At 66.6% G+C, this 13,390-nt stretch carries 10 protein-coding genes and 1 tRNA gene; 10 read left to right on the forward strand and 1 reads right to left on the reverse strand.

Annotated features, from left to right (window positions below; translation table 11 throughout):
* Positions 1 to 7: 7 nt before the first annotated feature.
* The 9 genes from AC3ITM_RS03895 to AC3ITM_RS03935 all read left to right on the forward strand — a co-directional run bounded on the left by AC3ITM_RS03895 (position 8) and on the right by AC3ITM_RS03935 (position 9,156).
* Positions 8 to 1,693, forward strand: coding sequence for a tetratricopeptide repeat protein (locus AC3ITM_RS03895; protein ID WP_489268607.1), 1,686 nt, complete (start codon positions 8 to 10; stop codon positions 1,691 to 1,693).
* Complete coding sequence (gene lolB / locus AC3ITM_RS03900; RefSeq protein ID WP_489268608.1) at positions 1,690 to 2,352, forward strand: lipoprotein insertase outer membrane protein LolB; 663 nt, start codon at positions 1,690 to 1,692, stop codon at positions 2,350 to 2,352. Before AC3ITM_RS03895 ends, lolB begins: the two co-directional genes overlap by 4 nt.
* Positions 2,349 to 3,218 carry a 4-(cytidine 5'-diphospho)-2-C-methyl-D-erythritol kinase gene (gene ispE / locus AC3ITM_RS03905; protein ID WP_489268610.1) on the forward strand — a complete coding sequence of 290 codons (870 nt, stop codon included), beginning with the start codon at positions 2,349 to 2,351 and terminating at the stop codon, positions 3,216 to 3,218. The genes lolB and ispE overlap by 4 nt, the downstream gene beginning before the upstream one ends.
* A gap of 9 nt (positions 3,219 to 3,227) precedes the next feature.
* A tRNA-Gln gene (locus AC3ITM_RS03910) sits at positions 3,228 to 3,304 on the forward strand.
* A gap of 136 nt (positions 3,305 to 3,440) precedes the next feature.
* The gene (locus AC3ITM_RS03915; protein WP_026070235.1) at positions 3,441 to 4,400 is read left to right on the forward strand and encodes a ribose-phosphate diphosphokinase; all 960 of its coding nucleotides are present in this window, start codon (positions 3,441 to 3,443) and stop codon (positions 4,398 to 4,400) included.
* Positions 4,401 to 4,511: 111 nt separating this feature from the next.
* Positions 4,512 to 5,126 (forward strand): 50S ribosomal protein L25/general stress protein Ctc, encoded by a 615-nt coding sequence (locus AC3ITM_RS03920; protein WP_489268612.1) that lies wholly within the window; start codon positions 4,512 to 4,514, stop codon positions 5,124 to 5,126.
* Positions 5,127 to 5,206: 80 nt separating this feature from the next.
* Positions 5,207 to 5,785 carry an aminoacyl-tRNA hydrolase gene (pth, locus tag AC3ITM_RS03925; protein WP_489268614.1) on the forward strand — a complete coding sequence of 193 codons (579 nt, stop codon included), beginning with the start codon at positions 5,207 to 5,209 and terminating at the stop codon, positions 5,783 to 5,785.
* 189 nt (positions 5,786 to 5,974) lie between these two features.
* Positions 5,975 to 7,066 carry a redox-regulated ATPase YchF gene (gene ychF, locus AC3ITM_RS03930; protein ID WP_228886370.1) on the forward strand — a complete coding sequence of 364 codons (1,092 nt, stop codon included), beginning with the start codon at positions 5,975 to 5,977 and terminating at the stop codon, positions 7,064 to 7,066.
* Positions 7,067 to 7,821: 755 nt separating this feature from the next.
* Complete coding sequence (locus AC3ITM_RS03935; RefSeq protein WP_489268617.1) at positions 7,822 to 9,156, forward strand: hypothetical protein; 1,335 nt, start codon at positions 7,822 to 7,824, stop codon at positions 9,154 to 9,156.
* A 72-nt stretch (positions 9,157 to 9,228) separates the two neighbouring features.
* Here AC3ITM_RS03935 and AC3ITM_RS03940 read toward each other — a convergent pair whose 3' ends face one another.
* The gene (locus tag AC3ITM_RS03940; RefSeq protein WP_489268619.1) at positions 9,229 to 11,979 is read right to left on the reverse strand and encodes a TonB-dependent receptor plug domain-containing protein; all 2,751 of its coding nucleotides are present in this window, start codon (positions 11,977 to 11,979) and stop codon (positions 9,229 to 9,231) included.
* 292 nt (positions 11,980 to 12,271) lie between these two features.
* Here AC3ITM_RS03940 and AC3ITM_RS03945 point away from each other — a divergent pair, with 292 nt between their 5' ends.
* Positions 12,272 to 13,282, forward strand: coding sequence for an isoaspartyl peptidase/L-asparaginase family protein (locus AC3ITM_RS03945; RefSeq protein ID WP_489268621.1), 1,011 nt, complete (start codon positions 12,272 to 12,274; stop codon positions 13,280 to 13,282).
* The last annotated feature ends 108 nt before the right edge of the window (positions 13,283 to 13,390 follow it).

Raw genomic sequence — 13,390 nt, forward strand, 5'->3', positions numbered from 1 at the left:
GCCCCCGATGCCCGCATTGATTCGCATCTCCAGCGTTCTACTGCTGTCTTTGCTCACCGCCAATGCCCTGGCCGCGCCGGCGGCAGCCCCGGCCGGCAAGGAAAAGGTGGCCCCAACCGCGCCGCTGACCCCGGTCATGGCCGGGGAATTCGCCTTGCAGGCCGGCAAGCTCGGCGATGCCGCGCGCTGGTACCTGGAGGCGGCCGAGGCCGGCAGCGACGACGCCGGGCTGGCCGAACGCGCCACCCGCATCGCCATGCTGGCCGACGACGACCCGCGCGCGGCCCGCGCGCTGGCGCTGTGGCAGGCGCGCGCGCCGCGTTCGCTGGCCATGCGCAGCAGCGCGGCGGCACTGGACATGCGCCAGAACGATGTGAAGGCCGCCCGCAGCGAACTGGCCACCCTGCTCAAGGACCCCGACCCGCGCGGCTGGAAGTTCGCCATCGCCGCGCTGATCGGCGGCGGGCGCGACCCGGCGGTGCCGGCGCAGGTGCTGGGCGGGCTGGTCGATGACGATGCCATCCCCAACCAGTTGGAGGTCTGGCAGGAGCTGGGCCGCCTGGCCATGCGCATGGATCGGCCCGAACTGGCCCGGCGCATGGTCGATGAGGTGGTCAAGCGCTTCCCCGACGAGCCGCGGGTAGCGCTGTTGAACGCCAGCCAGCTCAACCAGGCCGGCAAGACCGAACAGGCGGTGGCGTTGCTGCGCGGGGTCGAACCCAAGAGCCGCCAGGACCCGGAACTGCGCAATGCGTTGGCGATCGCCTACGACGCCATGGGCGATGCGCGCTCGGCCGCGCGCGTGCTGGCGGTGGGCCCACAGGATGTGCAGACCTATGGCATGCGTGCCTCGCTGCTGGCCAAGCAGAAGGACGAGGCCGCGCTGCTGGCGCTGTACACCGAGCTGTCCAAACAGGCAGCCAAGCCGGACCCGGCGCAGCGGCTGTTGCTGGGCAAGATCGCCGAATTCCTCAAGCGCCCGGCCGAGGCGGTGGACTGGTACCACAGCGTGCCCGGCGGCGAAGCGCTGGACGAGGCGCGCCTGCGCGCGGCCAATGCGCAATACGAGGCCGGCCGTGCCGACAAGGCGTTCGCCGAGGTGCATGCGATCCAGTCCGACGCCAGCGTCGATGACGAGGCCCGCCGCGACGCCTACCTGCTGGAGGCCGAGCTGCGCCAGCGCGGCAACGACCTGCCCGGCGAACTGGATGCGCTGGCCCGGGGCCTGGCCGCCTACCCGGACGAGAACGCGCTGCTGTATGCGCGCGCACTGGCCTGGGAGCGCCGCGACGACGTCGCCCGCGCCGAGGCGGACCTGCGCAAGATCCTGGTTACCGAACCGGAGAACGTGGCCGCACTCAATGCGCTGGGTTACACCCTGGCCGACCGCACCCAGCGTTACCAGGAGGCCCTGGAGCTGATCGACCGCGCGCGCGTGGCCGAGCCGGACAACGCGGCCATCGTCGACAGTTATGGCTGGGTGCTGTATCGCCTGGGCCGCAACGAGGAAGCCCTGGTGCAGCTGCGCCGCGCCTGGACCCTGGCCAGGGATCCGGAGATCGCCGCCCACGTCGGCGAGGTGCTGTGGGTACTGGGGCGCAAGGACGAGGCGCGCCGCTTCTTCGACGAGGCGCGCAAGCTGGACCCTGAAAACCGCGCCCTGCAGCGCGTGATCGAGACCTTCGGCGTATGAACATGTTGTCCCTGAAAACCGCCGGCGCGCTGGCCATGGCGCTGTCGTTGTCGGCCTGCGTATCGCTGGGCGAGCGCAAGGCGCCGGCGGCGCCGGTGGTGGTGAGCGCGGTGTCGGCTGCCGCGCAGCAGGCCGAAGCCGCCCGCGTGGCGGCCTTGCAGGCGCAGCCGCAGTGGTCCTTCCAGGGCCGGGTGGCGATCAACAAGGGCCGCAACGGCGGCAACGGCCGCATCGACTGGCAGCAGCAGTCGCGCCAGTATGTGGTCGAACTGAGCGCGCCGGTCACCCGCCAGAGCTGGAAGCTGACCGGCGACAGCCACCATGAAGGCGGGCGCCTGGAGGGGCTGGACGGCGGGCCGCGCGAAGGCGAGGACGCCCAGCAGGTGCTGCTGGAAGCCACCGGTTGGGATATCCCGGTCAACCAGTTGCCGGCCTGGGTGCGTGGCCTGGTGGCCGACGATGCGGCGCCGGCCGAGCAGGTCGAGCGCGACGGCGAGGGCCGTCCGCGCCGGGTGCGGCAGATGGGCTGGGAGATCCAGTACCTGGACTGGTATCCGGCCGAAGGCGACCGCCCGGTGCTGCCGCGCCGGATCGAAGCGGTCAACGGCGACGCCAAGGTGCGCCTGGTGGTCGACAGCTGGGTGCTGGGCGGGCCATGAGCGCGCCGAAGCTGAACGGTGGCTGGTCGCACTGGCCGGCGCCGGCCAAGTTGAATCTGTTCCTGCACATCACCGGCCGCCGCGCCGACGGTTACCACCAGTTGCAGACCGTGTTCCGGCTGCTGGACTGGGGCGATGCGATCCGCCTGCGGGTGCGCCAGGACGGCCAGATCCGCCGTGACGGTGCCTCGGTGGCCGGCGTGGCCGAGGCCGACGACCTGGCCGTGCGCGCTGCGGTATTGCTGAAAGTTGCAGCCAATATCGCCCAAGGTGCCGATATCGGCGTCGAAAAGAATATTCCCGCCGGTGGCGGTTTCGGCGGCGGGTCGTCCGACGCGGCGACCGTGCTGGTCGCCCTGAACCGGCTCTGGAACGCCGGCCTGGACGTGGACGCGCTGGCCGCGCTGGGGCTGCAGCTGGGCGCGGACGTGCCGGTGTTCGTGCGTGGCCACAGTGCCTGGGCCGAGGGGGTGGGCGAGCAGCTCACCGCGCTGGCGCTGCCGCCGGCCTGGTACGTGCTGGCCGATCCGGGCGTGCACGTTCCCACCGCCGCACTTTTTGCCAGCCCCGATTTGACGCGCGACGCCCCAAAGGCGAAAATAGCGGACTTCGCTTCCGGGTCTTTGCTCGGGAATGCGTTCGAGCCGGTCCTGCGCCGCCGCGAGCCTGCCGTCGAGGCGGTGCTTGCAGCGTTGAGCAGTATCGGCCGGGCACGACTCACCGGGTCGGGAAGCGGTTGCTTCGTCGAGTTCGCCACGCGCACTGCCGCACAGCAGGGCCTGGCGGGGTTGCCGAAGGAACTGCGGGCATGGGTGGCAGCGGGCGTGGAGTGCTCGCCACTGCTTGATGTACTCGAGCGTTATTGATTTTGATGCAGGGGCGTCGCCAAGAGGCCCAAGGCACCAGGTTTTGATCCTGGCATTCGGAGGTTCGAATCCTCCCGCCCCTGCCACTAGCGGATATCTGCCGCGACTCCATGCGCATGTCTGCGCGGGCGCGGTGCATACGCCGCGGTGTTGTCACCGCAGACACCTCCGGGTGCCGGCGGCCCAGTTCTCCGCCAATCGCTCCCGCCCGAGACCGTCATGATGCAAGAACACCCCAACCTGCTGGTATTTTCCGGCAACGCCAACAAGCGCCTTGCGCAGAGCATCTGCAAGGAACTGGGGGTGCGGCCTGGCAAGGCATTGGTGTCGCGCTTCTCCGATGGTGAGGTGCAGGTCGAGATCGAGGAAAACGTCCGCAAGCAGGACGTCTTCGTCATCCAGCCGACCTGTGCGCCCAGCGCCGAGAACCTGATGGAACTGCTGGTCCTGATCGATGCGCTCAAGCGCGCCTCGGTCAACAGTGTCACCGCCGTGGTGCCGTATTTCGGCTACTCGCGCCAGGATCGCCGCATGCGCTCCTCGCGCGTGCCGATCACCGCCAAGGTGGCTGCAAAGATGTTCAGCGCTGTCGGGGCTGACCGGGTACTGACGGTGGATCTGCATGCCGATCAGATCCAGGGCTTCTTCGACATGCCGGTGGACAATGTGTACGCCTCGCCGCTGCTGCTCGCCGATATCTGGCGCGCCTACGGCACCGAAAACCTGATCGTGGTGTCCCCGGACGTGGGTGGTGTGGTGCGCGCGCGCGCCGTCGCCAAGCGCCTGGACGATGCCGATCTGGCGATCATCGACAAGCGCCGCCCGCGCGCCAACGTCTCCACCGTGATGAACATCATCGGTGACGTCGAAGGCAAGACCTGCGTGATGGTCGATGACATCGTCGATACCGCCGGCACCCTGTGTGCGGCCGCTGCAGCCCTGAAGGCGCGTGGCGCCCTCAAGGTCGCCGCGTACTGCACCCACGCCGTGCTCTCGGGCCCGGCGGTGGACAACATCAACAACTCCCAGCTCGATGAGCTGGTGGTGACCGACACCATCCCGCTGCGTGAAGAGGCGCGGGTGTGCAGCAAGATCCGCCAGCTCAGCGTGGCGGAAATGCTGGCCGAGACGATGCGCCGCATCGCCTTCGGTGAGTCGGTCAGCTCGCTGTACGTGGATTGATTTTTCCCGCCTGCCGGCAACGGCAGGCGGTTTCCCGGGGGACTCTGGTCGCGGGGTTCCCCTCATCGCTTCGCCGCAGGGCGGGGCAACCAACGAAGGTAGTAAACAGCAATGGCCAAGAGTCATGAAATCAAGGTCGTCCAGCGCGAACTGCAAGGCAAGGGTGCGAGCCGCCGCCTGCGTGGTGCTGGCCAGATCCCGGCGATCGTCTACGGCGGCGACGCCGAGCCGAGCGTGATCCAGCTCAACCACAACGAAATCTGGCTGGCCCAGCAGAACGAGTGGTTCTACTCGTCCATCCTGGACCTGAACCTGGACGGCCAGGTCACCAAGGTGCTGCTGCGTGACATGCAGCGCCACCCGTTCAAGCAGCTGATCCTGCACCTGGATTTCCTGCGCGTGAACGAGAACGAGGCCCTGACCGCCAACGTCCCGCTGCACTTCATCAACGAAGACACCTCGCCGGCCGGCAAGGCTGCCGACGTCGTGGTCACCCACGAACTGAAGGAAGTGACCGTGTCGTGCCTGCCGGGCGACCTGCCGGAGTCGATCGACGTCGACCTGGGCGAGCTGAAGGCGGGCGACGTGATCTACCTGTCGGACATCAAGCTGCCCAAGGGCGTGGAGATCCCGGCCCTGGCCCAGGGCAAGGACCACGATGACGCCATCGTGACCGCCAAGCACGGCAAGGAAGACGTTGCCGACGAAGCCGCGGCTGCCGAGTAAGTGTTTGCGGCGCCTGTCCCTCGGGGCAGGCGCCGTTTCTGTATGTGCCGGCGCAGCGCCGGTACCGACGAAGAAGAGTGATGACAGGATTGCGATTGATCGTTGGTCTGGGCAATCCCGGGCCCGAGCACGCCCAGACCCGGCACAATGCCGGGTTTCGTTTCATTGACGCCCTGGCCGAACAGGCCGGCGCGCGCTGGAGCGTGGACAGCAAGCTGTTCGGGCAGACCGCCAAGGTCGACATTGCCGGGCAACCGGTATGGCTGCTCAAGCCGGCCACCTTCATGAACCTCAGCGGCAAGTCGGTCACCGCCGCGCAGCGTTTCTGGAAGATCGAACCGGAACAGACCCTGTTGGCGCACGACGAACTGGACCTGCCGCCCGGCGTGGCACGGCTCAAGTTCGACGGTGGCCATGGCGGCCAGAACGGCCTGCGCGACACCATTGCCCTGCTGGGGCATGGCAGGTTCCATCGGCTGCGCATCGGCATCGGCCATCCCGGTCACAAGGACCGCGTGGTGGGTTGGGTGCTGGGCCGTGCCAACAAGGACGACGACGTACTGATCGGCCACGCCGTGGACGATGCGATCGACGTCCTGCCGCTGGCAGTGCAGGGCGATTTCAGCGAGGCGATGAAGCGGTTGCACACCCCGAAATAACCCGGCGCGACGGTACCCACGATGGGTGGGCGGAAAATGATCGGTTGGTGGGTACGGTAGGTATCCACCGTTGGTGGACACGGAAGAGGATCGATAGGCACCCACCGTTGGTGGATGCGGAGATTGATTGGAAAAGCAGCCCCGCCGCCGCTGCTTCTCCAATCACTTTCACCCCAGAGGTTGTCAAAGATGGGTATCAAATGCGGCATCGTCGGCCTGCCCAACGTCGGCAAGTCGACCCTGTTCAATGCGCTGACCAAGGCGGGCATCGCTGCGGCCAACTTCCCGTTCTGCACGATCGAACCGAACGTCGGTATCGTGCCGGTGCCCGATCCGCGCCTGAACGAGCTGGCGGCGATCATCAACCCGCAGAAGGTCATCCCGACCGCTGTCGAGTTCGTCGACATCGCCGGCCTGGTTGCCGGCGCGGCCAGCGGTGAAGGCCTGGGCAACAAGTTCCTGGCCCACATCCGCGAAGTGGATGCGATCACCCACGTAGTGCGCTGCTTCGAGAACGCCGACGTCATCCACGTCAACAACAAGGTCGACCCGCTGTCGGACATCGACACCATCGATACCGAACTGGCCCTGGCCGACCTGGACAGCGTCGAGAAGGCGTTGAACCGCGCCGAGCGCGCCGCCAAGGGCGGCGACAAGGACGCGGCTGCACGCAAGCCGGTGCTGGCCAGGCTGCAGGCCGCGCTGGCCGACGGCAAGGCCGGACGTTCGGTCGGCCTGGACGAGGAAGAGAAGGCGCTGGTCCGCGACCTGTTCCTGCTCACCCTCAAGCCGGTGATGTACATCGCCAACGTGCTGGAAGACGGCTTCGAGAACAACCCGCACCTGGACGCTGTGCGCGCCCGCGCCGCCACCGAAGGCGCGCAGGTGGTGCCGGTGTCGGCGGCAATCGAGGAAGAGCTGTCCCAGCTCGACGACGAAGACCGCGACACCTTCCTGGCCGACCTGGGCCTGTCCGAGCCGGGCTTGAACCGGGTGATCTATGCCGCCTACCAGCTGCTGGGCCTGCAGACCTATTTCACCGCCGGAGTGAAGGAAGTCCGCGCCTGGACCGTGCGCAAGGGCGCCACCGCCCCGCAGGCGGCCGCGGTGATCCACACCGATTTCGAGAAGGGCTTCATCCGCGCTGAAACCATCGCCTATGACGACTTCATCAAGTACAAGGGCGAAGCCGGTGCCAAGGAAGCCGGGCGCCTGCGCCTGGAAGGCAAGGAATACCGCGTGCAGGAAGGCGACATCCTGCACTTCCGCTTCAACGTCTGATTGCATCGAGCGTTGATGCCCGAACACCCCGCCTCGCGCGGGGCGTTTGCGTTTGTGCCGCGCACATTCCACACCGGAGTAGGCTGGATAAAAAATGACCAGGCATCGAAACCCTTGCCTGGTATGTCTCCGCCTCACTTGTCCACAGCAAACCCCCACGCCTCTCCACGCACCGTGTGGAAAACCCCTGTCCGGTAGTGCCGGCCGCTGGCCGGCACCCCGACGCACCCGTCCGCAAGCGGCGTGGTCAATTTATGACCACCACTGAAGACCGTTGCAGTGCATCGCTCACCATAGGTTGTCCACAGCAAACCCCCATCGCTTTCCACGGTGTGTGTGGAAAACCGCGACCCACGGCTGGGCAAAATATCGCCACGCCCGGAAAGCATTGCGCTGCATGGCTTGCATGCACTTGTCCACACCAAACCCCCATGGCTTTCCACGCGCAGTGTGGAAAAGATGGATGGGTACGTCCAGCAGTGCGAGGAGCCGGCCAGCGGCCGGCACTACCGTGCATGCAGTGCTTTTTGCCGCTGATTGATGAACCGTCAGGCGCTGGAGAGCCGCGCCGTCAGAGGCGGAAGGCCAGCTCGCCCGCATTGCGGGCCTACGTTGGCTGCCGGATATCCGTGGCGGATGGCTCTGCTTTTTCAACTAGTTGCATGGCTGGGGGGCCAGCAGAGCTGGACAATTCCCACCGCGCCAACCACCGCAATGGATTCGTGCGTTGGCAACCACTATTACCCGGAGCACCCGTGAGCGAGCCTCTGTCAATCGCCGCCCAGATCCACGTCCCCGCCGCACTGTTCGAGCAGTGGCTCAAACAGCCGTTGCCGGACGAGCGCCAGGTACTCGATGCCCTGGCGGACATGCTCGACAGCTCGGATTGCAACCCGGAAGAACTGTTCCTTTGCCAGTACCTGCCCGAACAGCAGGTGCTGCTGTTCTTTCTGAGCGACGGCAGAAATCTGCAGGACGTGGCCCCGCAACTGGATATGTTCCGGTGCTTGGCTTCGCTGGCCGGGGATGAGGCCAAAGGCTACGTGGCTGCGGGACGGTATCCGTATGGTGGCATGGACGAGGAGGGCGCGTGGCGCGTCGGCAAGGGCAGGCTGGGCAAGGTACGCGCCCTGCCATCAACTGCGATGGCGGAGCTGGATCCTCTGCTTGCCAAGCTGATTGCGTGGATGCCCGAGCAGCGGCGCCATCAGAAGGCGCTCTACTTCCGCAAACTGGTACTGCGCTTCAACAAGCGTGGCAACGCCTTCGTGCGCAGGGCCACGCCGGACTGCCGCCTGTGGTTTGGCGACGAATACACCACCGACGGTCAGCATGTGTATGTGTTTCGCAGCTCCCACGGGCTGTCAGCTGTCCGGCGGGTCGACGGCGCGGACCCCTATCATTTCCGTCGGGTGGCCGGCCTGATCTGGGGGGATGGCAACCACCTGTTCTACCAGGAGCGACGCATCGCCAAGCTGCAAGGGCGTGTCCGCGTGGTCGGGAATGCGGTTGTGGTGGGCGATCAGGCCTACCTTGCGGATCGCGACGGCAATGACCTCTACTACGATCAGGTTGATCCGGCGCGTTTCAAATGCCTTTCCAGGTATGGCGGCTACTACAGCGATGGCAGCAGGGTGTGGCACGACATGCGGCCCCTTCCTGAATCCCCGGACAGCTTCGAGATACTAGAGTCAGGTATCGCTCGTGGGCGAAAGGCTGTGTACCGGCATGGCCACGTCTGCATTGGCGTTGATCCTGCTTCGCTGGTGGACCTGGGGTGTAATTTTTTCCAGGACCGTCAGCAGCTATGGTTCCGCCCTTCAACCGGATGCGAGTTCATTGCCCTGGGGCGCTGCGCGCCGGGGACGGCCAAGGTGGACGGCCCCTGGTGCAGGGACGACACCCGCGTCTGGTACAACCAGCATCTGCTTGCCGGCGCGGATCCCGGCTCCTTTCAACCGGTGAACTACTCCTACTCCTACGCCGCTGACGCCCATCATGTGTGGTGCCAACAGCACCCTGAGCACGACCCGGAAGTGATTGCTGTCGTACGCGCGGCGTGGACCAGGTTGACATCGGCAGGGGGCTGAGCGCATCCCGCATACCGCAGAAAGCACAAAGCCCGCCATGCGGCGGGCCCTGTGCAGGTCCAGAAACCGCGCTTACAGCGCCGAACCGCCAAACTTGTGCGTGTACTGCAGGTTGATCGTCCGGCCCACCGTATCGAACCAGGACACGTCGTAGTACGGGTAGGCGGTGTAGGTCACGTCCTTCGGCGGCATCTTGTTGCCCACGTTGACCACCGACAGCGACAGCCGTGCATGGTCGTCGAAGCGATACTGCAGCGACACGTTGTAACGGTAGGTGGCGCCGATCCACGGGCTGTCGCCGCTGTCCGGATCAAAGCTCTGGTCGTAGCTGTCGTAGGTCGGCAGCCTGCCCAGGCGCGAGCCGTACAGCGTGGCCGACCAGGCGGCGTTCTCCCAGGTGATGCTGGCGCTGGTCTTGGTGCGCGGAATGTCGAAGCCGCTGTTGACCGCGAACTTGTCCTCCACCACGTCGCCCTCGAACTGCTGGAAATCGTGCGTCTTCACCCAGGTGTGGTTGCCACTGAAGATGAAGTCGCCGATCCCGGTGCCCAGGCGGTAGCGCAGGCCCACGTCGATGCCGCGCGTGGTCTCGCGCGCGATGTTGATCGGGCTCACATGCACGCCATAGAGGCGGCCATCGCTGGTGCGGGTAACCCGGCTGATCGCATCCGTGCAGGTCGGCGAGGCCGCGTCGGCGCCGCCCAGGCGGCAGGCGGCCTCATCGCGCAGGATGGTGCCCACGTCCATGTCCTGTACCTGGTCGCGCATGTCGATGTCGAACCAGTCCACCGACAGGTCCAGCCCGATAGCCGGCGACCACACCAGGCCGGCACTCCAGGAGGTGCTGGTTTCCGGATCCAGCTTGCGGTTGCCCTCGCGGGTGCGGATCAGGTTTTCCTCGTAATCCGAGCAATCCTCGGCGCCATCCACGGCGCAGGCGTAATAGTCGTTGGCGCTGGTCTCGTCATTGCCGGGGCCGGCATAGACGTAGTGCAGGTCCGGCGCGCGGAACGCGGTGCCGTACGAGCCGCGCACCAGCAGGGTGTCGACCGGGCGCCATTCGATGCCGCCGCTCCAGGTCGCCTTGCCGATGGTGTTGCCCGAATAGCGGTACTGGTCGTAACGTCCGGCTACGCTCACGTTCAAGGTGTCGTGCAGCGGCAGGCGCAGCTCGGCGGCGGTGGCCCAGCGGTTGCGGCTGCCGTGGCCATTGGAATCCTTCCAGCTGTAGTAGTAGTACCCGGTCGCCAGCGGATCGGGATTGAGCGCGTAGGACTGGTTGCCGAACTCGGCGGTGGCGGCGAAACCGGCCTTGCCGCCGGGCAACTCGAACAGCTCGCCATTGGTCAGGGTCAGCGCGGCGGTATCGGTGCGCGATTTCGGGGTATAGGTCGTCCTGGCGGCGATCGAATCGTACTCGCTGCGGTTCAGCGGCCGGTACAGGCGCGCCGGGTCGGCATTGAAGACCGGGAACACGTTGTCGTCGTCATCGGTGTACTCGCCCAGCTGCTCGCCCAGGAACAGCGCGTTGGCCCTGGAGGCGACGATCTGCGGCCAGCGGATCGAGGATTGGTACTGCGAGTGGCTCAACGAGGCCTCGTAGTCCCAGTTCGCGTCCAGGCTGCCCTTGAAACCGGTGGTGACGCTGAAGGTCTTCTGGGTGCTGCGGATCATGCCGTTGCGCAACCCGCCCATTTCTTCCGGCGAGAACTGGCGCTGCCAGAACTCGACCTGGTCGGTGGCCTGGTTGTAGAAATAGCCGTCTTCATTGCCATCGGCGGCCATCCGCCCCCACTGGGTTACATCGCGCATCAACGCGATGTCGTGGTAGCCCATCTGCACGTCGGCGAACCAGCTGGCGCCGTTGTCGAAGGCGTAGTTCAGCGAGGCGTAGCCGTTCACGCCGCGGCGCTTGCTCAGGATGGTGCCATAGCCGATCGAGCTGTCGCTGCCGCAGTAGAAGCCATAGCGCGGGCGCTCGGCATACCGGGTGCTGCCGCGGTTCTGGTCGGCCAGCGCGTCGCAGCTCTGCTGGCCCGGGTCCAGGTAGTCGTCGTTGTAGTCGGTGCGCAGGTAGGCGCGCCGCGCGGCGCGGGCGCTTTCGGTCGGCGCGTCCTGGGTGGAGTCCTGCTGGCCGCGCTGGTAGGCCCACAGCGGCGTCTGCGACTGCAGTTCCAGGCTGTACACCGCACTGAAGCGGCCGGCGTCGAAGCCACTGGCGATGCTGGCATTGAACGACTCGCCGCCGCCTTCGCTGGTGGTGCCCATGCGCACATCGACGGTGGTGCCATCAACACGCTTCTTGAGGATGAAGTTGACCACCCCGGCGATCGCGTCCGAGCCATAGATCGCCGAGGCGCTGCCGGTCAGCACTTCGATCCGCTCGATCATCCCGATCGGGATGTTGGACACGTCGCTGAAGTTGCTGCGGCCCTGGAACGGCATCGGAAAATCAGCGATGCGGCGGCCGTTGACCAGCACCAGGGTGTGGTTCGGGCCCAGCCCGCGCAGGTCCACCTGCTGAGCACCGGGCGAGAAGTCGGCGCCGCCGGCGGACTGCTGGCTCTGGGTCTCACCGCCGTTCTGGGTCATCGAGCGCAGGACGTCGGGCACGCTGGTGAAGCCGCTGGCCTGGATCTGCTCGGCGGTGATCACCGTGACCGGGGCCGGCCCCTCGACCTGGGCGCGCGGAATGCGCGAGCCGGTGACCTGGACCGTGTCCAGCTGCTGCACACCTGTCGTTGCCGGGGTTTGCGCGCCCGCTGCCGCGGCCACACCCATCAACGCCAGCTGGATCGACCACGCCATCGCCTGTTTACGCATGAGAATTCTCAAGAAGAAAGAGTCGGCCTCAGGGGAGGCCCGTCCCCCATTCACTTTTCGCGAATGGTCGGCGCGCATTTAACGCCTTTTTTACGGGGTTGACCACTGGCAGGTTCTCTGGCAAGGCCTGAAAGCGATTCCATCCCCAACGCTAGGCCCCCGTCGTGGGCCGGTACGTGGCCGCCGCCGGCGCGCATTCCCTGGCGAGAGGGCCTCCGGCAGGGAAGAGCCTGACCTGCCGGTGCCTGCCTTTGGCGGCATGATGGGGGCCCGTTCATGCTGGAGCCCGCCGATGTCCCGATCCGCCGCGTTGCTGCTGTCGCTGTGCCTGTCCATCCCGCTGGCCCAGGCGGCAGGGCCGGTGCTGGTCCTCCATGGCGGTGCCGGGGTCGAGCGCGGGGATCTGTCCGCGGCCGAGGAAAAGGCCGCGCGCGCCGCCCTGCGCCAGGCCCTGCTGAAGGGCCACCAGGCACTGGCGGAAGGCAGGCCGGCGCTGGAGGCAGTGACCACGGCGATCACCGTGCTGGAGGACGATCCCAGCTTCAATGCCGGCAAGGACGCGGTATTCACCCATGACGGCCGCAACGAGCTGGATGCCTCGCTGATGGATGGTTCCACGCTGGCCGCCGGCGCGGTGGCCGGTGTGCAGCGGGTGCGCAATCCGATCCTGCTGGCGCAGGCGGTGATGCAGCATTCGCCGCACGTGATGATGGTGGGGCAGGGTGCGGAGAGCTTCGCCGCCAGCCAGGGCATCGCGCTGGTCGATCCGGGCTATTTCCGCACCGAAAAACGCTGGCAGCAGCTGCAGAAGGCGCTGAAGGAAGAGGCTGGCGGCCAGGCCCACGCCGACCTGGAGACCGCACGCCACTTCGGCACCGTCGGCGCGGTCGCGCTGGATGCGCAGGGTCGCCTCGCCGCCGGCACCTCCACCGGTGGCATGACCAACAAGCGCTACGGGCGGGTGGGGGATTCGCCGATCATCGGGGCGGGCACCTACGCCAACGCCAGCTGCGCGGTGTCCGGTACCGGGTGGGGCGAGTTCTACATCCGCACCGCGGCTGCCTACGATATCTGCGCGCGCATGCAGTACCTGCGGCAGGGCCCCGAACAGGCCGGGCGTGCGGTGATCAACGAGCGCATCCCGGCACTGGGCGGCAATGGCGGAGCGATCGTGCTGTCCGCCGATGGCCGCGCGGCCACGCCATTCAACACCCAGGGCATGTATCGCGGCTGGATCGGTGCCGATGGCGTGCCGCATCTGGCGATCTTCGCCGACGAACCCCTGCCGCGGCCGGGCCAATAGCCCGTCGCTGCGGGGCAATTGCCGGCCGACGTGAAATATTTCAAAAAGGCTGTTGACAGAACCCGCGTTCACCCCCAAAATTCACGGCTCTTCCACCCCAGACCGAAA

This window comes from Stenotrophomonas sp. KH_029 (assembly GCF_057839765.1).